Annotated in this window: 17 protein-coding genes; 16 read left to right on the forward strand and 1 reads right to left on the reverse strand. The window is 60.6% G+C overall.

Features of this window, described 5'->3' with window-relative positions:
• Positions 1 to 4: 4 nt before the first annotated feature.
• A complete protein-coding gene (gltA, locus tag OUY36_RS09800; RefSeq protein ID WP_017245263.1) occupies positions 5 to 1276 on the reverse strand; it encodes a citrate synthase in 1272 nt (423 codons plus the stop codon).
• 360 nt (positions 1277 to 1636) lie between these two features.
• Here gltA and sdhC point away from each other — a divergent pair, with 360 nt between their 5' ends.
• The 16 genes from sdhC (at position 1637) to htpG (ending at position 19905) form a co-directional block, all read left to right on the forward strand.
• Positions 1637 to 2011 (forward strand): succinate dehydrogenase, cytochrome b556 subunit, encoded by a 375-nt coding sequence (sdhC, locus tag OUY36_RS09805; RefSeq protein WP_037000587.1) that lies wholly within the window; start codon positions 1637 to 1639, stop codon positions 2009 to 2011.
• Entirely contained in the window at positions 2005 to 2373 is a 369-nt protein-coding gene (sdhD, locus tag OUY36_RS09810; RefSeq protein ID WP_003302393.1) for a succinate dehydrogenase, hydrophobic membrane anchor protein, read from the forward strand. The genes sdhC and sdhD overlap by 7 nt, the downstream gene beginning before the upstream one ends.
• Positions 2374 to 2376: 3 nt before the next feature.
• Complete coding sequence (sdhA, locus tag OUY36_RS09815) at positions 2377 to 4149, forward strand: succinate dehydrogenase flavoprotein subunit (RefSeq protein WP_013982596.1); 1773 nt, start codon at positions 2377 to 2379, stop codon at positions 4147 to 4149.
• Between the two features lie 10 nt (positions 4150 to 4159).
• Positions 4160 to 4864, forward strand: coding sequence for a succinate dehydrogenase iron-sulfur subunit (locus tag OUY36_RS09820; protein ID WP_013982597.1), 705 nt, complete (start codon positions 4160 to 4162; stop codon positions 4862 to 4864).
• Positions 4865 to 5156: 292 nt separating this feature from the next.
• The gene (locus OUY36_RS09825; protein WP_110777288.1) at positions 5157 to 7988 is read left to right on the forward strand and encodes a 2-oxoglutarate dehydrogenase E1 component; all 2832 of its coding nucleotides are present in this window, start codon (positions 5157 to 5159) and stop codon (positions 7986 to 7988) included.
• A gap of 71 nt (positions 7989 to 8059) precedes the next feature.
• Positions 8060 to 9289, forward strand: coding sequence for a 2-oxoglutarate dehydrogenase complex dihydrolipoyllysine-residue succinyltransferase (gene odhB, locus OUY36_RS09830; protein WP_106443355.1), 1230 nt, complete (start codon positions 8060 to 8062; stop codon positions 9287 to 9289).
• A gap of 94 nt (positions 9290 to 9383) precedes the next feature.
• Positions 9384 to 10820 carry a dihydrolipoyl dehydrogenase gene (lpdA, locus tag OUY36_RS09835; RefSeq protein ID WP_102841281.1) on the forward strand — a complete coding sequence of 479 codons (1437 nt, stop codon included), beginning with the start codon at positions 9384 to 9386 and terminating at the stop codon, positions 10818 to 10820.
• A gap of 193 nt (positions 10821 to 11013) precedes the next feature.
• Positions 11014 to 12180, forward strand: coding sequence for an ADP-forming succinate--CoA ligase subunit beta (gene sucC, locus OUY36_RS09840; protein WP_003294782.1), 1167 nt, complete (start codon positions 11014 to 11016; stop codon positions 12178 to 12180).
• The gene (gene sucD, locus OUY36_RS09845) at positions 12180 to 13064 is read left to right on the forward strand and encodes a succinate--CoA ligase subunit alpha (RefSeq protein WP_063543351.1); all 885 of its coding nucleotides are present in this window, start codon (positions 12180 to 12182) and stop codon (positions 13062 to 13064) included. The genes sucC and sucD overlap by 1 nt, the downstream gene beginning before the upstream one ends.
• Positions 13065 to 13292: 228 nt before the next feature.
• Entirely contained in the window at positions 13293 to 13457 is a 165-nt protein-coding gene (locus OUY36_RS09850; RefSeq protein WP_156245983.1) for a hypothetical protein, read from the forward strand.
• The gene (brnQ, locus tag OUY36_RS09855) at positions 13454 to 14776 is read left to right on the forward strand and encodes a branched-chain amino acid transport system II carrier protein (RefSeq protein WP_106443353.1); all 1323 of its coding nucleotides are present in this window, start codon (positions 13454 to 13456) and stop codon (positions 14774 to 14776) included. Before OUY36_RS09850 ends, brnQ begins: the two co-directional genes overlap by 4 nt.
• Positions 14777 to 14875: 99 nt before the next feature.
• Positions 14876 to 15601: a DUF599 domain-containing protein gene (locus OUY36_RS09860; RefSeq protein WP_063543347.1), complete on the forward strand. Its 726-nt coding sequence runs from the start codon at positions 14876 to 14878 to the stop codon at positions 15599 to 15601.
• 57 nt (positions 15602 to 15658) lie between these two features.
• On the forward strand, positions 15659 to 16120 hold the full coding sequence (locus tag OUY36_RS09865; protein ID WP_102841278.1) for a PaaI family thioesterase: 462 nt from the start codon (positions 15659 to 15661) through the stop codon (positions 16118 to 16120).
• Positions 16117 to 16560, forward strand: coding sequence for a PaaI family thioesterase (locus OUY36_RS09870; RefSeq protein WP_063543343.1), 444 nt, complete (start codon positions 16117 to 16119; stop codon positions 16558 to 16560). Before OUY36_RS09865 ends, OUY36_RS09870 begins: the two co-directional genes overlap by 4 nt.
• Positions 16561 to 16627: 67 nt before the next feature.
• Positions 16628 to 17866: an MFS transporter gene (locus OUY36_RS09875; RefSeq protein ID WP_267937849.1), complete on the forward strand. Its 1239-nt coding sequence runs from the start codon at positions 16628 to 16630 to the stop codon at positions 17864 to 17866.
• 119 nt (positions 17867 to 17985) lie between these two features.
• Positions 17986 to 19905 carry a molecular chaperone HtpG gene (htpG, locus tag OUY36_RS09880; protein WP_218422534.1) on the forward strand — a complete coding sequence of 640 codons (1920 nt, stop codon included), beginning with the start codon at positions 17986 to 17988 and terminating at the stop codon, positions 19903 to 19905.
• The last annotated feature ends 15 nt before the right edge of the window (positions 19906 to 19920 follow it).

Consider the following 19920-nt stretch of genomic DNA (forward strand, 5'->3'; position numbering starts at 1 on the left):
TCGCTTAACGCGGCAGGTCGCGCTTGGTGTGACCGGTGTACAGCTGACGCGGACGGCCGATCTTCTGGCCGGAGGCGATCATTTCCTTCCAGTGGGAGATCCAGCCGACAGTCCGCGCCAGGGCGAAGATGACGGTGAACATGCTGGTCGGAATGCCGATGGCCTTGAGGATGATGCCCGAGTAGAAGTCCACGTTCGGATACAGGTTGCGCTCGGCGAAGTACGGATCGTTGAGGGCGATCTCTTCCAGCTTCATGGCCAGATCCAGTTGCGGATCGTTGATGCCCAGCTCGCCCAGAACCTCGTCGCAGGTCTGTTTCATGACCTTGGCGCGCGGATCGAAGTTCTTGTAGACGCGATGGCCGAAGCCCATCAGCTTGAACGGATCGTTCTTGTCCTTGGCCTTGGCCAGGAACTTCTCGACGTTCGACACGTCGCCGATTTCGTCCAGCATGGTGAGTACGGCTTCGTTCGCGCCACCGTGTGCCGGTCCCCAAAGGGCGGCGATACCGGCGGCGATACAGGCGAATGGGTTGGCACCGGTGGAGCCAGCCAGGCGCACGGTGGAAGTCGAAGCGTTCTGCTCATGATCGGCATGCAGGATGAAGATGCGATCCATGGCCTTGGCCAACACCGGGCTGATCGGTTTGATCTCGCACGGGGTGTTGAACATCATGTGCAGGAAGTTTTCGGAGTAGCTCAGGTCGTTACGCGGATACATCAGCGGCTGACCGATCGAGTACTTGTAAACCATCGCGGCGATGGTCGGCATCTTGGCGACCAGGCGCACGGCGGAAATTTCGCGGTGGTGCGGATCGTTGATGTCCAGGGAGTCGTGGTAGAACGCCGAAAGGGCGCCGACAACGCCACACATGATGGCCATGGGGTGGGCGTCACGACGGAAACCATTGAGGAAGGACTTCAGCTGCTCGTGAACCATGGTGTGGTTCTTCACGGTGCTGACGAACTGTGCCTTCTGCTCGGCGGTAGGCAGTTCGCCGTTCAGCAGCAGGTAGCAGGTTTCCAGGTAGTCGGATTTTTCCGCCAGCTGCTCGATCGGGTAGCCGCGATGCAGCAGGACGCCCTTGTCGCCGTCGATGTAGGTGATCTTGGACTCGCAAGAGGCGGTCGACATGAAGCCGGGATCGAAGGTGAAGTGACCCGTGGAGGTCAGGCTTCGCACGTCTATTACATCAGGCCCTACGGTACCGGTTAAAACGGGCAGTTCGACGGGGGCAGCGCCCTCGATGATCAACTGCGCTTTCTTGTCAGCCATGTATGGCCTCCTGTTTTGTGCTTGGAATCATCATGGCCCCCCACGCAGGGCCCGCATCACTATAGTGTGATAAACCGCAAAGTCAATTTGCGCGAACCCATGCCGTAGAGGGCTCTGCAGGGGGATGCGTACAGCTTGGGTGCACTGTTTACGGCATTTATATAGAGGTCGCTATCAGCCTTTAGTGGCACTTCACCACATTGTCATTAGTGACCTAACTGTTTATACTCGGACACCGACCGGCAGGGGCCTTACAGGCAGTATTCTGTAGGTTGTCACTCGTGGGTAGCGGGTACTGCTGCGTACTCTTCCCAACAACTTTGCCCTGCGCTCTGGGGCTCTCAAGTGTGAAAAAAAGCCGTGAAAAGCCAACGACCTGTAAACCTAGATCTTAGGACAATAAAACTCCCCATCACTGCTTACACGTCGATTCTCCACCGTGTATCCGGTGTCATCCTGTTCGTCGGTATCGCCTTGTTGCTGCTCGCGCTCGATACCTCGCTGTCTTCGCCAGAAGGCTTCGAGGAGGTTCGTGCGTACCTGGGTAGTCCTCTGGCCAAGCTGGTGAGCTGGGCGTTGCTGTCCGCACTGCTGTACCACCTGGTGGCGGGTGTTCGTCACCTGATCATGGATTCTGGCCATGGTGAGACGCTGGAAGGCGGCAAGCTGGGCTCGAAAATCGTTATCGTCGTATCGGCGGTGCTGATCGTTCTGGCAGGAGTGTGGATATGGTAACCAACGTCACCAACTTTTCGCGCTCGGGTCTGTATGACTGGATGGCGCAGCGCGTTTCTGCAGTGGTTCTTGCGGCTTATTTTCTGTTCCTGCTTGGGTACCTGATTGCGAACCCAGGGCTGGAGTATTCCCAGTGGCACGAGCTTTTCTCGGCCAACTGGATGCGAATCTTCAGCCTGCTGGCTCTGGTCGCCCTGAGTGTGCACGCGTGGGTAGGTATGTGGACGATCTCTACTGACTACCTGACCAACATGGCGATCGGTAAGTGGGCTACCGGCGTTCGTTTCCTGTTCCAGGCGGTGTGTGGCATTGCCATGTTCACCTTCTTCGTCTGGGGTGTGCAGATTCTTTGGGGTATCTGATTCATGGCTAATATTCGTACGCTTTCCTTCGACGCCATCATCGTTGGTGGCGGTGGCGCCGGTATGCGCGCGGCGCTGCAACTGTCCCAGTCCGGTCACAAGACTGCTGTGGTCACCAAGGTTTTCCCGACTCGTTCTCACACCGTTTCCGCGCAGGGTGGCATCACCTGCGCCATCGCTTCGGCCGACCCGAACGATGACTGGCGCTGGCACATGTACGATACCGTCAAGGGGTCCGACTACATCGGTGACCAGGACGCTATCGAGTACATGTGTTCCGTAGGCCCAGAGGCGGTGTTCGAGCTCGAGCACATGGGGCTGCCGTTCTCCCGTACCGAGCAGGGTCGCATCTATCAGCGTCCGTTCGGTGGGCAGTCCAAGGACTTCGGTAAGGGTGGTCAGGCCGCTCGTACCTGTGCCGCTGCAGACCGTACCGGTCACGCACTGCTGCACACTCTTTATCAGGGCAACCTGAAGAACGACACCGTATTCCTCAACGAGTGGTACGCGGTCGACCTGGTGAAGAACCAGGACGGCGCAGTCGTTGGTGTCATCGCCATCTGCATCGAGACCGGCGAAACCGTCTACATCCGCTCCAAGGCTACCGTGCTCGCCACTGGCGGCGCTGGTCGCATCTACGCATCGACCACCAACGCCCTGATCAACACGGGTGACGGTGTCGGCATGGCGCTGCGCGCCGGCGTACCGGTGCAGGACATCGAGATGTGGCAGTTCCACCCGACCGGTATCGCTGGTGCTGGTGTGCTGGTAACCGAAGGTTGCCGCGGTGAAGGTGGCTACCTGATCAACAAGCATGGCGAGCGCTTCATGGAGCGTTACGCGCCCAACGCGAAGGACCTGGCTGGTCGCGACGTCGTTGCACGTTCGATGGTCAAGGAAATCCTGGCGGGCAACGGTTGTGGTCCGGATGGCGACCACGTGATGTTGAAACTGGATCACCTGGGCGAAGAAGTACTGCACAGCCGTTTGCCCGGTATCTGCGAGCTGTCGAAGACCTTCGCTCACGTCGATCCGGTCGTCGCACCGGTGCCGGTTGTTCCGACCTGCCACTACATGATGGGTGGTATCGCCACCAACATCCATGGTCAGGCGATTACTCAGGACGCCAACGGCAATGACAAGATCATCGACGGTCTGTTCGCTGTGGGCGAAGTGGCCTGCGTATCCGTGCATGGCGCCAACCGTCTGGGCGGTAACTCGCTGCTCGACCTCGTTGTGTTCGGCCGCGCTGCCGGTCTGCACCTGGAGAAGGCGCTGAAGGAAGGTATCGAGCACCGCGGTGCCAGCGAAACCGATCTGGATGTTGCGCTGGGGCGTCTGGCTGGTATCAACGAGCGCAGCACTGGCGAAGACGTTGCTCCGCTGCGTAAGGAGCTGCAGAGCTGCATGCAGAACTACTTCGGTGTATTCCGTACCGGCGAATACATGCAGAAGGGTATCGCTCAGCTGGTCGATCTGCGTCAGCGTATCGCCAACGTCAAAATCTCGGACAAGAGCCAGGCGTTCAACACCGCGCGTATCGAGGCGCTTGAGTTGCAGAACCTTCTGGAAGTCGCCGAGGCTACTGCAATTGCCGCGGAGCACCGCAAGGAATCCCGTGGCGCCCATGCTCGCGAAGATTTCGAAGAGCGTGATGACGAGAATTGGCTGTGCCACACCCTGTACTTCCCGGGTGACAAGCGCGTTGCCAAGCGTGCCGTGAACTTCGCTCCGAAGACCGTTCCGGCATTCGAGCCCAAGGTTCGGACTTATTGAGGTCGCCGATATGTTGCAAGTGAGTGTTTATCGCTACAACCCCGATCAGGACGAAAAGCCGTTCATGCAGGACTTCCAGGTCAATACCGAAGGTAAAGACCTGATGGTTCTGGACGTCTTGGCTCTGATCAAGGAACAGGACCAGGGTTTCTCCTATCGTCGCTCCTGCCGCGAAGGCGTGTGCGGTTCCGACGGGATGAATATCAATGGCAAGAACGGTCTGGCTTGCATCACCCCGCTGTCCTCCGTGGTCAAGGGCAACAAGCTGGTCATCCGTCCGCTGCCAGGTCTGCCGGTCATTCGTGACTTGGTCGTCGATATGAGCATCTTCTACAAGCAGTACGAGAAAGTGCGTCCGTATCTGATGAACGATACGCCGCCGCCGGCTATCGAACGACTGCAGAGTCCGGAAGATCGCGAGAAGCTGGACGGTCTGTACGAGTGCATCCTGTGCGCATGCTGCTCGACCAGCTGCCCGTCGTTTTGGTGGAACCCTGACAAGTTCCTCGGTCCCGCTGCGTCGCTGCAGGCCTACCGTTTCCTGGCCGACAGCCGCGATACCGAAACCGAGAACCGTCTGGCCGGTCTGGACGATCCGTTCAGTGTGTTCCGCTGCCGCGGTATCATGAACTGCGTCGACGTTTGTCCGAAGGGATTGAACCCTACCAAGGCAATCGGTCACATACGCAACATGCTGCTGCAGAGCGGTACTTGATGACACCCCGGTCGGGAAAGGTTATGCGCTAGCCTGGAACGGCCGGATTGCTTTACCCGTGACACCTGCGGCGCCGAAGTCGAAGCTCGGCGCCGTAGTTTTAGTAGGAATCCCAGCTCACAAAGCCGGGATTTCACTCTGAAAATTTGATGACCAGCAGGAGCATCCGGGTTGTGCCCGGGAACTATCTGCGCGGTCCGTAGTGGCTTTACCTGAGTCGCTGCTTCAGAACTTGGGAAGTCATGCTGCGGTTTCCACGCTGGTGGTGTCTCCTTATCGAAGGTGACCAGACATGCAAGAAAGCGTAATGCAGCGCATGTGGGACAGTGCCCACCTATCCGGTGGTAACGCTGCCTATGTGGAAGAGCTTTATGAGCTCTACCTGCACGATCCCAACGCTGTGCCCGAAGAGTGGCGCACTTACTTCCAGAAGTTGCCCTCCGGTGGCAGCGCTTCAGCCGATGTATCGCATTCGACGATCCGCGACCACTTCGTTCTGCTGGCCAAGAACCAGCGCCGTGCTCAGCCTGTCTCCGCAGGTGCTGTCAGCAGCGAGCATGAGAAGAAGCAGATCGAAGTCCTGCGCCTGATCCAGGCCTACCGAGTGCGCGGCCATCAGGCAGCACAGCTCGATCCGCTTGGCCTGCAGCAGCGCACCGCCCCCGCTGACCTGGCGATCAACAACTACGGTCTGACCGACGCCGATCTCGATACCGTATTCCGCACCGGCGACCTGGCCATGGTCAACGGCCAGGCCACTCTGCGCGAAATCGTCAAGGCTCTGCAAGAAACCTATTGCCGCACCATTGGCGCGGAATACATGCACATCGTCGATTCCGAGCAGCGCAGCTGGTTCGTCCAGCGCTTGGAAAGCGTGCGTGGCCGTCCGGAGTTTTCGCCGGAGATCAAGAGCCACCTGCTTGAGCGCCTCACCGCTGCCGAAGGTCTGGAAAAGTATCTGGGTACCAAATATCCGGGCACCAAGCGCTTCGGTCTGGAAGGTGGCGAGAGTCTGATCCCGCTGCTCGATGAGATCATCCAGCGCTCCGGCTCCTACGGCACCAAGGAAATCGTCATCGGCATGGCCCACCGTGGTCGTCTGAACGTACTGGTCAACACCTTCGGCAAGAATCCGCGCGACCTGTTCGACGAGTTCGAAGGCAAGAAGGTCGAAGGCCTGAGCTCCGGTGACGTCAAGTATCACCAGGGCTTCTCGTCCAACGTGATGACCCCGGGCGGCGAGATCCATCTCGCCATGGCGTTCAACCCGTCGCACCTGGAGATCGTCTCTCCGGTGGTCGAGGGTTCGGTACGCGCTCGCCAGGACCGCCGCAACGACCCGGTTGGCGACAAGGTTCTGCCGGTCACCATCCACGGTGACGCCGCCGTCGCCGGTCAGGGTGTGGTGATGGAAACCTTCCAGATGTCGCAGACCCGTGCCTACCGCACCGGTGGCACCATCCGCATCGTGGTCAACAACCAGGTCGGCTTCACCACCAACAAGCAGGAAGATGCTCGTTCCACCGAGTACGCGACCGACGTGGCGAAGATGATCCAGGCGCCGATCTTCCACGTGAACGCAGACGATCCCGAGGCAGTGCTGTTCGTCACCCAGCTTGCCGTCGACTATCGCATGCAGTTCAAGCGTGACATCGTCATCGACCTGATCTGCTACCGTCGTCGTGGTCACAACGAGGCGGACGAACCAAGCGGTACCCAGCCGCTGATGTACCAGAAGATCGCCAAGCAGCGCACCACCCGTGAGCTGTACGCCGACTCGCTGATCCAGACCAAGGTGCTCGACGATGAGCGCGTCCAGGCAAAAGTCGACGAATATCGGACTGCGCTGGACAACGGTCTACATGTGGTCAAGAGCCTGGTCAAGGAGCCGAACAAGGAACTGTTCGTCGACTGGCGCCCGTATCTGGGGCATGCCTGGACTGCGCGTCACGACACCAGCTTCGACCTGAAGACCCTGCAGGATCTGTCCAACAAGCTGCTGCAAACGCCTGAAGGCTTCGTGGTTCAGCGCCAGGTTTCGAAGATCCTCGAAGATCGCCAGAAGATGGGCGCCGGCGCGCTGGCCATCAACTGGGGCTATGCCGAGACCATGGCTTACGCGACGCTGCTGTTCGAAGGCCATCCGGTGCGTATCTCCGGTCAGGACGTCGGTCGCGGTACCTTCTCGCATCGTCACGCAGCGCTGCACAACCAGAAGGATGGCAGCACCTATATCCCGCTGCAGCACCTGTACGAAGGCCAGCCACGTTTCGATCTGTACGACTCCTTCCTTTCCGAGGAAGCGGTTCTCGCGTTCGAATACGGCTACGCCACCACTACGCCGAATGCGCTGGTGGTCTGGGAAGCGCAGTTCGGTGATTTCGCCAACGGTGCCCAGGTCGTGATCGACCAGTTCATCACCAGTGGGGAGCACAAGTGGGGCCGCCTGTGCGGTTTGACCATGCTGCTGCCGCACGGCTATGAAGGGCAGGGGCCTGAACACTCCTCCGCGCGTCTGGAGCGCTACCTGCAGCTGTGCGCCGAGCACAACATCCAGGTCTGCGTACCGACGACTCCGGCGCAGGTCTACCACATGCTGCGTCGCCAGGCGATTCGCCCGCTGCGCAAGCCGCTGGTAGCACTGACGCCCAAGTCGCTGCTGCGCCACAAGCAGGCCATATCGACTCTGGAGGAGCTGACTCAGGGCTCGTTCCAGACCGTGATTCCGGAGATCGATCCGGTCGATCCGGCCAAGGTCGAGCGCGTCATCATGTGTAGCGGCAAGGTTTACTATGACCTGCTGGACAAGCGCCGGGCGGAAGGCCGCGAAGACATCGCGATCGTCCGTATCGAACAGCTCTATCCGTTCCCGGAAGAGGATCTGGCCGAAGCGCTTGCGCCCTACCAGAACCTCAAGCACATCATCTGGTGTCAGGAAGAGCCGATGAACCAGGGCGCCTGGTACTGCAGCCAGCACCATATGCGTCGTGTGGCGACAGCGCACAAGAAGGAACTGTTCCTTCAGTACGCGGGTCGTGATGCTTCTGCGGCGCCCGCGGTCGGGTACGCCTCGATGCATGCCGAGCAGCAGGAAAAACTGCTGCAGGACGCCTTCACCGTTTAACCCATTCGTGCGAGAGGCCGCGAGCGTTCGCGGCCTCGATGTAGAAACCGAATCAATAGGACCCCTGAATAATGGCTATCGAGATCAAAGCCCCTACATTCCCGGAATCGGTCGCCGACGGCACCGTTGCCACCTGGCACAAGCAGCCGGGCGACGCGGTTAAGCGTGATGAGCTGATCGTCGACATCGAAACCGACAAGGTGGTCATGGAAGTACTGGCCGAAGCTGACGGCGTGCTGACCGAGATCGTCAAGAACGAAGGCGATACCGTGCTCAGCGGCGAGCTGCTCGGCAAGCTGGAGGCGGGCGCCACTGCGGCCGCTGCACCTGCCCCGGCTGCTGCCCCCGCTCCGGCTGCTGCTCCGGCTCCTGCCGCCAGCGCCAGTGCCAGTGGCGAAGAGCCGATTCTCGCTCCTGCTGCCCGCAAGCTGGCCGAAGAAAATGGCATTGACCCGAACAGCATCCGCGGCACTGGCAAGGACGGTCGTGTGACCAAGGAAGACGTCGTCGCCGCCGTCGAAGCCAAGAAGTCCGCCCCGGCTGCTGCTGCCAAGCCTGCTGCTCCGGCTGCTGCCGCGCCGATCTTCGCCGAGGGTGATCGTGTCGAGAAGCGCGTGCCGATGACCCGCCTGCGAGCCAAGGTCGCCGAGCGCCTGGTCGAAGCGCAGTCCTCCATGGCCATGCTGACGACGTTCAACGAAGTCAACATGAAGCCGATCATGGAGCTGCGCGCCAAGTACAAGGACCTCTTCGAGAAGACCCACAACGGCGTGCGTCTGGGCTTCATGTCCTTCTTCGTCAAGGCCGCAGTCGAAGCACTCAAGCGCCAGCCCGGCGTCAACGCCTCCATCGACGGTAACGACATTGTCTACCATGGTTATCAGGACATCGGCGTCGCCGTCTCCAGCGACCGCGGTCTGGTGGTTCCGGTGCTGCGCAACGCCGAGCACATGAGCCTGGCCGAGATCGAGGGCGGCATCAACAACTTCGGCAAGAAGGCCAAGGCCGGCAAGCTGACCATCGAAGAGATGACCGGCGGTACCTTCACCATCTCCAACGGTGGTGTGTTCGGTTCGCTGCTGTCGACGCCGATCGTCAACCCGCCGCAGACCGCTATTCTTGGCATGCACAAGATCCAGGAACGTCCGATGGCCGTTAATGGTCAAGTGGTCATCCTGCCGATGATGTACCTGGCGCTGTCCTATGACCACCGCTTGATCGACGGCAAGGAAGCAGTGACCTTCCTGGTTACCATGAAGGACCTGCTGGAAGACCCGGCCCGTCTGCTGCTGGATATCTGATAGAAACGCCCCAGGCTGCAGTTGGCGGGTCTGGCGAAAGCCGTCCCTGCTGCCTGCAGCCTTTGGCTTTTAGCTGCTTTTAAGAGGATTCGTAATGAGCCAGAAATTCGACGTCGTCGTCATCGGTGCCGGCCCTGGCGGCTATGTGGCCGCCATTCGTGCAGCCCAGCTGGGTCTGAAGACCGCGTGTATCGAAAAATATCAGGGCAAGGACGGCAAGACCGCGCTGGGCGGTACCTGCCTGAACGTAGGTTGCATTCCTTCCAAGGCTCTGCTGGACAGCTCCTACAAGTTCCATGAAGCCCATGAGAGCTTCAAGGTTCACGGCATCAGCACCGGCGAAGTGGCTATGGACGTGCCGACCATGGTTGCGCGCAAAGACCAGATCGTTAAGAACCTCACCGGCGGTGTCTCGTCCCTGATGAAAGCCAACGGTGTGACCGTGTTCGAAGGGCATGGCAAGCTGCTGGCCGGCAAGCAGGTCGAAGTCACCGGCCTGGACGGCAATGTCCAGACGCTCGCCGCCGAGAATGTCATCCTGGCGTCCGGTTCCACTCCAGTGAACATCCCACCGGCGCCGGTTGATCAGAAAGTCATCGTCGATTCTACCGGCGCACTGGACTTCCAGAGCGTGCCGGGCAAGCTGGGCGTCATCGGTGCCGGTGTGATCGGTCTGGAGCTGGGTTCGGTCTGGGCCCGTCTCGGCGCTGAAGTCACCGTCATCGAGGCCATGGAAAAGTTCCTGCCGGCCGCGGACGAGCAGATTTCCAAGGAAGCCTTCAAGGTCCTGTCCAAGCAGGGTCTGAAGATCCTGCTGGGCGCGCGCCTGACCGGTTCGGAAGTGAAGGGCGATCAAGTGACCGTCAACTTCACCAGCGCCGAAGGCGAGCAGCAGATGACCTTCGACAAGCTGATCGTTGCAGTCGGCCGTCGTCCGGTCACCACTGACCTGCTGGCTGCCGATGCCGGCGTCGACATGGATGAGCGTGGCTTTATCTTCGTCGACGACCAGTGCGCTACCAGCGTTCCGGGCGTATACGCCATCGGTGACGTGGTTCGCGGCGCCATGCTGGCCCACAAGGCCTCGGAAGAGGGCGTGATGGTTGCCGAGCGTATCGCTGGCCACAAGACCCAGATGAACTATGACCTGATTCCGTCGGTCATCTACACTCACCCGGAAATCGCATGGGTCGGCAAATCCGAGCAGGCACTGAAGGCCGAAGGCGTTGAAGTCAACGTCGGTACCTTCCCGTTCGCCGCCAGTGGCCGTGCCATGGCTGCCAACGACACCGCCGGCCTGGTCAAGGTCATCGCCGATGCCAAGACCGACCGCGTGTTGGGCGTGCATGTGATGGGCCCAAGCGCCGCCGAGCTGGTTCAGCAGGGCGCGATCGGCATGGAATTCGGTACCAGTGCCGAAGACCTGGGCATGATGGTCTTCTCCCATCCGACGATGTCCGAAGCGCTGCATGAAGCGGCCCTGGCAGTGAATGGCCACGCCATCCATATCGCCAATCGCAAGAAGCGCTAATCGGTTTCGTGCTGTACCCGGGCCCGACGTATCTGCAGATACGCCGGGCCTTTTGCAAACTGCAGATTCGAAAAGGATTGCAGGTCGCTGAGAGGTATCGTGAATTCGCAGATAGTTTTCAGCGACTTGTGAGGGAGGCACGACGGTTCGTCGTGCCGTAAATGCGCCAATACCAACACAGACGGTAGAAAGCATGAATCTTCACGAGTACCAAGGTAAACAACTGTTCGCTGAATACGGTCTGCCCGTGTCCAAAGGCTACGCAGTCGATAGCCCGAAGGAAGCAGCGGAAGCCTGCGACAAGATCGGCGGCACGCAATGGGTGGTCAAAGCCCAGGTGCATGCTGGTGGACGTGGCAAGGCGGGTGGCGTAAAGCTGGTTCGCAGCAAGGATGAGGCCCGGGCATTCGCCCAGCAGTGGCTCGACAAGCGTCTGGTGACCTACCAGACCGACGCCAATGGTCAGCCGGTCAGCAAGATTCTGGTCGAGGCGTGCACCGACATCGACAAGGAGCTCTATCTGGGCGCCGTGGTCGATCGTGCCAGTCGCCGGATCGTCTTCATGGCCTCCACCGAAGGCGGCGTGGACATTGAGAAAGTCGCTCACGACACACCCGAGAAAATCCTCAAGGCAACCATCGATCCGCTGGTCGGCGCGCAGCCGTTCCAGGCGCGCGAACTGGCGTTCCAGCTGGGCCTCAAGGGTGACCAGGTCAAGCAGTTCGTGCACATCTTCGTCGGTCTTGCCCAGTTGTTCCAGGACTACGACCTGGCACTGCTCGAAGTGAATCCGCTGGTGATCAAGAAGGACGGCAACCTGCACTGCCTGGACGCCAAGATCAACATCGACAGCAACGCCATCTATCGCCAGCCGAAGCTGCGCGACATGGCCGATCCATCGCAGGACGATCCGCGCGAGGCGCATGCCGCCAAGTGGGAACTGAACTACGTGGCGCTCGACGGCAACATCGGTTGCATGGTCAACGGCGCGGGCCTGGCCATGGGCACCATGGACATCGTCAACCTGCATGGCGGTGCACCGGCGAACTTCCTCGACGTCGGCGGTGGCGCCACCGAGGAACGGGTGACCGAAGCGTTCAAGATCATTCTCTCCGACAGCAATGTCGCTGCCGTTCTGGTGAACATCTTCGGCGGCATCGTGCGTTGCGACATGATCGCCGAGGGCATCATCGGTGCCGTGCGTGAAGTGGGCGTCAAGGTGCCTGTTGTGGTTCGTCTGGAAGGCAACAACGCCGACTTGGGAGCCAAGATGCTGAGCGAGAGCGGTCTGAACATCATCGGCGCGAGCAGCCTGACCGATGCGGCCATTCAGGTTGTCAAAGCCGCGGAGGGCAAGTAATGAGCGTATTGATCAACAAGGACACCAAGGTCATCTGCCAGGGCTTCACCGGATCGCAGGGCACATTCCACTCCGAGCAGGCGATCGCTTACGGCACCAAGATGGTCGGTGGCGTCACGCCCGGCAAGGGCGGCACGATGCATCTGGGGCTGCCGGTGTTCAACACCGTCAAGGAGGCCGTGGAGGCCACCGGCGCCGATGCATCTGTGATCTACGTGCCGGCCCCGTTCTGCAAGGACTCCATCCTCGAAGCGGCATTCGGTGGTATCAAGCTGATCGTCTGCATCACCGAAGGCATCCCGACGCTGGACATGCTCGAAGTGAAGATCAAGTGCGACGAGCTTGGCGTGCGACTGATCGGGCCGAACTGCCCCGGCGTGATCACCCCGGGTGAGTGCAAGATCGGCATTCAGCCGGGGCACATCCACCAGCCGGGCAAGGTGGGCATCGTCTCGCGCTCCGGCACGCTGACCTACGAAGCCGTGAAGCAGACCACCGATGCCGGTTTCGGCCAGTCGACCTGCGTCGGCATCGGCGGCGACCCGATCCCGGGGTCGACCTTCATCGATATCCTCAAGCTGTTCCAGGACGATCCGCAGACCGAGGCCATCGTCATGATCGGCGAGATCGGCGGTTCGGCCGAAGAGGAGGCTGCCGCCTTCATCAAGGCCAACGTGACCAAGCCGGTGGTGTCCTACATTGCCGGTGTCACCGCTCCGGCTGGTAAGCGCATGGGACATGCGGGGGCGATCATCTCTGGCGGCAAGGGTACTGCGGAAGAGAAGTTCGCTGCCCTGCAGGACGCAGGCGTGAAGACCGTACGCTCTCTGGCCGACATTGGCAAAGCACTGGCAGAAGTGACCGGTTGGGCGATGAAAGCCTGACCGGACTCCAAGCGCCCGGGCAATCGCCGGGCGCTTGGATTCGAGACGTACCTCGTTGTGCCGCCGCGGCGCAACGAGTTCCATCTGTTCGCGCGATTGGCTTTCCTTCGCGCAGGCCGAGCGACAATTTTTCGCGGCCGATGCTGACGTTCCGGTCAGCATTCATCGGCGCATCGTGGCATCATTGCCGCTCATTCATACGTTTGTTCGTTTCACAAGAGCGACAGCGTGCAAGAAGAATCCGGCCCAAACGGCTGGATGATGTTTCCCCTTATCCCTGAAGGAAACCCGCACTCCATCATTCAGGCCGATATGAATCGTCGTTCCGTCGCGCTCGTGAGCTGCGCCGCGTTCATTGGTTGCCGTCATCTTCTGGTAGTTTTTCCCGCATGAATCGTTTGAAAGGTTTTGACCTGCTGGCACTTGGCTTCATGACGTTTGCGCTGTTCCTGGGCGCCGGCAATATCATCTTCCCCCCCAGCGCCGGCATGGCTGCAGGTGCGTTCATCTGGCAGGCGGCGCTTGGCTTCCTGCTGACCGGGGTCGGCCTGCCGCTATTGACGGTTGTCGCGCTGGCCCGCGTCGGCGGTGGCATGGACCGCCTGACTGCGCCGCTCGGCAATGTCGCAGGCACCGTTCTCGCAGTGGCGGTCTATTTGGCAATCGGACCGCTGTTCGCCACACCGCGTACGGCTGTCGTTTCGTTCGAGATGGGTATCGCGCCGTTCAGCGGTAACTCGGGCATGCCGCTGTTTCTCTATACGCTGGTCTTCTTCGCGGCGATGCTGTTCCTGGTGCTGAACCCGGGGCAGCTGGTCAATCGCATCGGCAAATTCATCACCCCCGTATTGCTGTCGGCATTGCTGGTGCTGGGCGGCGCTGCGATCTTCGCTCCAGCGGGTGAGGTGGGTGCCGCGACCGAGGGGTATCGGGCGTCACCGCTGATCAAAGGGTTCCTCGAGGGCTATCTGACCATGGATACGCTCGGTGCGCTGGTGTTCGGCATCGTGATCGCCACCGCCATCCGAGACCGTGGCGTGACCGAGCCGGCCCTGGTGACCCGTTATTCGATGATCGCCGGCGTGATTGCAGCCATCGGCCTTTCGCTGGTGTATCTGGCTCTGTTCTACCTTGGCGCGACGAGCCAGGGGATCGCCGCCGGCGCCGAAAACGGCGTACAGATTCTCACCACCTACGTGCAACACACCTTCGGCACTCCAGGCAGTCTGCTGCTTGCGGTCGTCATCACATTGGCCTGTCTGACCACTGCGGTAGGCCTGACCACGGCCTGTGGCGAGTTCTTCAGTGCCTTGCTGCCGGTGTCCTATCGCGCTGTGGTGATCGTCTTCGCACTCTTCAGCCTGTTGGTCGCCAACCAAGGCCTGACTCAGTTGATTAGTGTGTCGGTCCCGGTGCTGGTTGGGCTTTATCCGCTCGCCATCGTGCTGGTGGCGTTGAGTCTGCTTGATCGCTTCTGGCTGTCGGCACCGCGGGTCTTCGTGCCGGTGATGGCAGTAACGCTGGTCTTCGGTGTCGTCGACGGCCTCGCCGCGGCCGGGCTGGGCGGCTGGGTTCCGCCTCTGTTCAGCCAGTTGCCGTTGGCCGATCAGAGCATGGGCTGGTTGGTTCCGGTCTTGCTGATGCTGGTGCTGGCAGTTGTTACCGACCGGCTGCTGGGTCGTGCCGAGCGTGTGCAGTCGGGCATGAGGTAAGCGTTGCGCTGCAACGCCGCTGGCCGATCAGGCGGCGCTGCAGCGCTATCGTCGGGAGCGCTGCTGGCTATAATCACGCGACGTTTCCGAGGGTGTGCCATGAGCTTGTCCGATCCAAACCTGCCTCATCTGATCGCTGTGCTGTGGTTCATCCTGTGCTGGGTCGGTTACACCCGTTACGCCAGCTGGCGGGCGCGGGACACAGCCTGCCTGGCAAGCGTGCTGCATCTGTACCGGGAAGACTGGATGCAGCGGCTGCTGATGCGTGACAACCGCATTGCCGATGCCAATGTCATCGGCAATCTCGAGCGCAACGCCTCCTTCTTTGCGTCCAGTACGCTGATCATCCTTGCCGGCATTCTGACTGCACTGGGTGCGTCGGATCGTGCAGTCTCGCTGCTCGCCGATCTGCCGTTCGCGCAACCGGTCAGCCGCGGGCTGTCGGAGATCAAGCTGCTGTGTCTTGCAGTGGTCTTCGTCTACGCGTTCTTCACGTTCAGCTGGTGCATGCGCCAGTACAACTTCGCCGCCGTGCTGGTTGCCTCCGCGCCGATGGTGGGGGAGCGCAACGTCAGTGATCAGGAGCGAAGAGCTTTCGCCGATCGGGCGGCACAGGTCATTTCCATGGCCGCCAACCAGTTCAACTTCGGCCTGCGTGCCTACTACTTCGGCATGGCGACGCTCGCCTGGTTCGTTCATCCCTGGTTCTTCATGCTCGTCACGGCCGGCGTGGTGCTCATTCTCTATCGCCGGGAATTCCACTCCGACGTGCTGGAAGTCATGGTGTTCACGCCAACTTCGCCAGCCGAAGCGCCCAGGGAATAGGGCACGGCACGGGTGAGGCGGTATCATTCGCGGCTGATCCAACCGTCGAGAATTCGAATGAGCGATAGCCAGATACTCGAGCGCACCCAGCGCTTTCTGTCAGTCCTGCGGCACTGCCAGGTTCTGGGCCTGCGTGTCGAGCATGCCGACAGCCGCGGACTCACCTTGCGCCTGCCTTACAGCGAAAAGATCATCGGCAACCCGGAGACCGGAGTCGTTCATGGCGGCGCGATCACTACGCTGATGGACACCACCTGCGGGATTTCCACAGCCTGCGCACTGCCGGAGCTCGAGGTCTGCCCGACGCTCGATTTGCGCATCGACTACATGCATCCGGCTGAGCCGGGCCACGACATCTTCGGTTTCGCCGAATGCTACCGCGTTACGCCGACGGTAATCTTCACCCGGGGCATCGCCTACCAGCGCGATATCAATGAGCCCATTGCCCACGCGGTGGGAACCTTCATGCGTATGGGCAAGGGCGCCCAGGGTGTGTTTGGCTCGGAGGGGAAGGCATGAGCGATTTCAACCTCAGCGAGCTGGTTCAGAAAGCGCACGCGACCAATGACTACAACTCGCTGATCCAGTTGGTGCCCTATGCTCGCCTGATCGGCATCGAGTGCCTGCGTCTGGGCGACGAGATGGTTTTCCGACTGCCGCAGAACGAGAGCAACATCGGCAACCCGCTACCGGCCATTCATGGCGGTGTCATCGCAGGCTTCATGGAGCATGCAGCGATGCTGCACCTGCTGATGTTCATGGGGGCGCCACATTTGCCCAAAATCATCGACTTCTCGATAGATTATCTGCGTGCTGGTCACTATCGTGACACCTTCGCCGCCTGCCAGGTCTGGCGCCAAGGCCGCAGGGTCGCCAATGTCGCGATCACCGCCTGGCAGACCCGTCAGGCCGAGCCCATCGCCACCGCCCGCTGCCACTTCAAGATCGACGAGCCCTGACGCATCCGACGGGGAGGCAGCGCCGCGGTATGCGCTGTTACTCCGCGACTGCGTTGAAGGAACTCGAATGGAAGCACTGTTGATACTAGGCGGCCTATTGCTGGTGTTCGCCGGTTTCGTCTGGCTGATCAGCCAGGCATTCGCGACGAGCCTGTTGTGGGGGATTGGCAGCTTGCTGCCGCCACTGACGCTGGCGTTCGTGGTCAGTCATTGGCGTGCTGCACGTAGGGCCGTGGTGCTTTCCTGTCTCGGAGTGATCCCGTTGGTGGTCGGGTTGTCGTTGCTGGCCAGCCGCGATGCTGACCGCCTGGCAGCGATCTTCAGCCTGCGCTGGCTGCCGACACAGGTTCAGCCCGAGCTGAGCATGAACATCAAAGGACAACTCAATGGTCGGGCATTTGCGCCGCAACAGGGCGAATTCATCAATGGTGTGCTGACACTGCGCGAAGGGCAGGGCTTTTTCGCCCGCCAGGAAGTCATCGTACGGCTGCGCGAGCCGGTTGATGGCGCCCTGCGCGTCGATGTGCTGCCCGACGACGCCGGACCATTACCGGAAGTCGAGATAGCCTGGCTCAGCCGCGACCGGGAATTGCCCGAAAGTCGCCGTCTCGACCGTGGCTATACCCTGCATCTCGATCTGGAACCCGTCGCACCGAACAAGCTGAGTGGCGATTTTCACCTGGTCCTGCCCCCGCATTATCAGACCAGCCTCAACGGCAACGTCGAACTGTTCACCAATCGGCTGCGCTACCGCAACGGCGAGGTTGATCGTCGGCACGATTCACAGGATACGCTGGCCTTTGTCATCGAGGATTACCTGCAGCGTCGCCACGCCAGTCGCGATGTCTCGATACAACCGCTGCCGACGTTGACGCTGCCTGCCGATGAGCTTGAGGTAAGTGTTCAGGCTACGGTCAAGGGCGAGGCGCAGGGCTTTACTCTGCATCTGATCAAGGATGCGCAGGGCTGGCAGGTCAGGGGCGACGATTATCCTGCCCTGACTGCCGACGTGATCGCGCCGGCCGCTGCCCGCGATGATAGCCCCGCCGCCGTGAAGGCCATCCCTGTCACCGCCAAGGATCGTCATCCGGGGTTTTCGCTGGAACGGTTGTTGCGCGATCCGGCTCGCTACCAACAGATGCTGGTCCGCGCGCATACCGAACGTGGCGGGGTTGCCGAGGGTCGCTTTCTGGGGCTGGACAGTGAAGGCAAGCTGATCATTCGACGGGTCATTAGCGGGCCCGGCGAGGCCAGCTACAACCTGGCACCGGGTGAGATCGTACTACTCGAACTGGTCGAGCCATGACCCAGGGGTGGCGCAAGACAGGCGCCGCCCGCCCTTGAAATCCATCGTCGTGCCCCCATCTGCCTGTCATCGCCGCAGCCGCGGTCCGAGCCATTGAGATGATGTGGAGTTCGTAGACGATGAGTGTGGAGACTCAAAAAGAAACCCTGGGCTTCCAGACTGAAGTGAAGCAGCTGCTTCATCTGATGATCCATTCGCTGTACTCGAACAAGGAAATCTTCCTTCGCGAACTGATTTCCAACGCTTCCGACGCTGCTGACAAGCTGCGCTTCGAAGCACTGGCCAAGCCGGAGCTGCTCGAAGGTGGCGCCGAGCTGAAGATCCGGCTTTCCTTCGATAAGGAGGCCAAGACCGTCACCCTCGAAGACAACGGCATTGGCATGAGCCGCGAGGACGTGATCGCGCATCTGGGCACCATCGCCAAATCCGGCACTGCGGATTTTCTGAAGAATCTCTCCGGCGACCAGAAGAAGGATTCGCACCTGATCGGCCAGTTCGGTGTGGGCTTCTATTCGGCATTCATCGTCGCCGACAAGGTCGACGTTTACAGCCGCCGCGCCGGTACTCCGGCGAGCGAAGGTGTGCACTGGTCTTCGAAGGGCGAGGGCGAGTTCGAAGTCGCCACCGTCGATAAGCCCGAGCGCGGCACCCGCATCGTCCTTCACCTGAAGAAGGGTGAAGAAGAGTTCGCCGATGGCTGGCGCCTGCGCAATATCGTCAAGAAGTATTCCGACCATATCGCCTTGCCCATCGAGTTGCCGAAGGAGCCCCTTTCGTCTCTGGAGAGCGATGAAGAGAAGGACAAGCCGGCGGAAACCGAATGGGAAACGGTCAACCGTGCCAGTGCCCTCTGGACCCGTCCGCGCAGCGAAGTGAAGGACGAGGAATACCAGGAGTTCTACAAGCACGTCGCTCACGACTTCGAAAATCCGCTGTCCTGGAGCCACAACAAGGTCGAGGGCAAGCTGGAGTACACCTCGCTGCTCTACGTGCCGGGCCGCGCGCCGTTCGACCTCTATCACCGCGAAGCACCCAAGGGGCTCAAGCTCTACGTACAGCGTGTGTTCATCATGGATCAGGCGGACGAGTTCCTGCCGTTGTATCTGCGTTTCATCAAGGGTGTGGTGGACTCCAACGACCTGTCGCTCAACGTCTCCCGCGAGATCCTGCAGAAGGATCCGGTGATCGACTCGATGAAATCGGCGCTGACCAAGCGCGTGCTGGACATGCTGGAAAAGCTGGCCAAGGACAAGCCGGAGGACTACAAGCAGTTCTGGTCGCAGTTCGGCCAGGTGCTCAAGGAAGGCCCAGCGGAAGATTTCGCCAACAAGGAGAAGATCGCCGGCCTGCTGCGCTTCGCCTCCACCAGCGATGCGTCCGGCGAGCAGTCGGTAGCGCTGGCCGATTACCTGGGCCGGGTGAAGGAAGGCCAGGACAAGATCTATTACCTGACCGGCGAGAGCCATGCACAGGTCAAGAACAGTCCGCACCTGGAGGTTTTCCGCAAGAAGGGCATCGAGGTGCTGTTGCTCACCGACCGCATCGACGAGTGGCTGATGAGCTATCTCACCGAGTTCGACGGTAAGCAGTTCGTCGACGTGGCGCGTGGCGACCTGGATCTGGGCAAGCTGGACTCGGAAGAGGACAAGAAGGCCCAGGAAGAGATTGCCAAAGCCAAGGAAGGGCTGATCGAGCGTCTCAAGGGCGCGCTGGGCGACGAGGTCGCCGAGGTGCGAGTCTCGCATCGCCTGACCGACTCGCCAGCCATTCTTGCCATCGGTGAGCAGGATCTCGGCTTGCAGATGCGTCAGATCCTTGAGGCTAGCGGGCAGAAGGTGCCGGAGTCCAAGCCGATCTTCGAGATCAACCCGCAGCATCCGCTGATCGAGAAGCTGGACGCCGAGCCGGACGAAGATCGCTTCGCCGATCTTTCACACATCCTCTTCGATCAGGCCGCACTCGCGGCGGGAGACAGCCTCAAGGACCCGGCTGCCTATGTGCAGCGTCTGAACAAGCTGCTGGTCGAACTTTCGGCCTGAGCCGCTGCTGCAAGA

Origin of the sequence: Stutzerimonas sp. R40042, assembly GCF_026642215.1 — a bacterium.
Lineage (GTDB): Bacteria > Pseudomonadota > Gammaproteobacteria > Pseudomonadales > Pseudomonadaceae > Stutzerimonas > Stutzerimonas frequens.

What these genes read in the sequence shown, in the direction of transcription:
- lpdA (WP_102841281.1), top strand. Translation starts at nt 9,384, where the DNA reads ATGAGCCAGAAATTCGACGTCGTCGTCATCGGTGCCGGCCCTGGCGGC.
- htpG (WP_218422534.1), top strand. Translation starts at nt 17,986, where the DNA reads ATGAGTGTGGAGACTCAAAAAGAAACCCTGGGCTTCCAGACTGAAGTG.
- sdhA (WP_013982596.1), top strand. Translation starts at nt 2,377, where the DNA reads ATGGCTAATATTCGTACGCTTTCCTTCGACGCCATCATCGTTGGTGGC.
- sucD (WP_063543351.1), top strand. Translation starts at nt 12,180, where the DNA reads ATGAGCGTATTGATCAACAAGGACACCAAGGTCATCTGCCAGGGCTTC.
- odhB (WP_106443355.1), top strand. Translation starts at nt 8,060, where the DNA reads ATGGCTATCGAGATCAAAGCCCCTACATTCCCGGAATCGGTCGCCGAC.
- sucC (WP_003294782.1), top strand. Translation starts at nt 11,014, where the DNA reads ATGAATCTTCACGAGTACCAAGGTAAACAACTGTTCGCTGAATACGGT.
- OUY36_RS09865 (WP_102841278.1), top strand. Translation starts at nt 15,659, where the DNA reads ATGAGCGATAGCCAGATACTCGAGCGCACCCAGCGCTTTCTGTCAGTC.
- sdhD (WP_003302393.1), top strand. Translation starts at nt 2,005, where the DNA reads ATGGTAACCAACGTCACCAACTTTTCGCGCTCGGGTCTGTATGACTGG.
- OUY36_RS09870 (WP_063543343.1), top strand. Translation starts at nt 16,117, where the DNA reads ATGAGCGATTTCAACCTCAGCGAGCTGGTTCAGAAAGCGCACGCGACC.
- OUY36_RS09820 (WP_013982597.1), top strand. Translation starts at nt 4,160, where the DNA reads ATGTTGCAAGTGAGTGTTTATCGCTACAACCCCGATCAGGACGAAAAG.
- OUY36_RS09875 (WP_267937849.1), top strand. Translation starts at nt 16,628, where the DNA reads ATGGAAGCACTGTTGATACTAGGCGGCCTATTGCTGGTGTTCGCCGGT.
- brnQ (WP_106443353.1), top strand. Translation starts at nt 13,454, where the DNA reads ATGAATCGTTTGAAAGGTTTTGACCTGCTGGCACTTGGCTTCATGACG.
- gltA (WP_017245263.1), bottom strand. Translation starts at nt 1,276, where the DNA reads ATGGCTGACAAGAAAGCGCAGTTGATCATCGAGGGCGCTGCCCCCGTC.
- OUY36_RS09860 (WP_063543347.1), top strand. Translation starts at nt 14,876, where the DNA reads ATGAGCTTGTCCGATCCAAACCTGCCTCATCTGATCGCTGTGCTGTGG.
- OUY36_RS09825 (WP_110777288.1), top strand. Translation starts at nt 5,157, where the DNA reads ATGCAAGAAAGCGTAATGCAGCGCATGTGGGACAGTGCCCACCTATCC.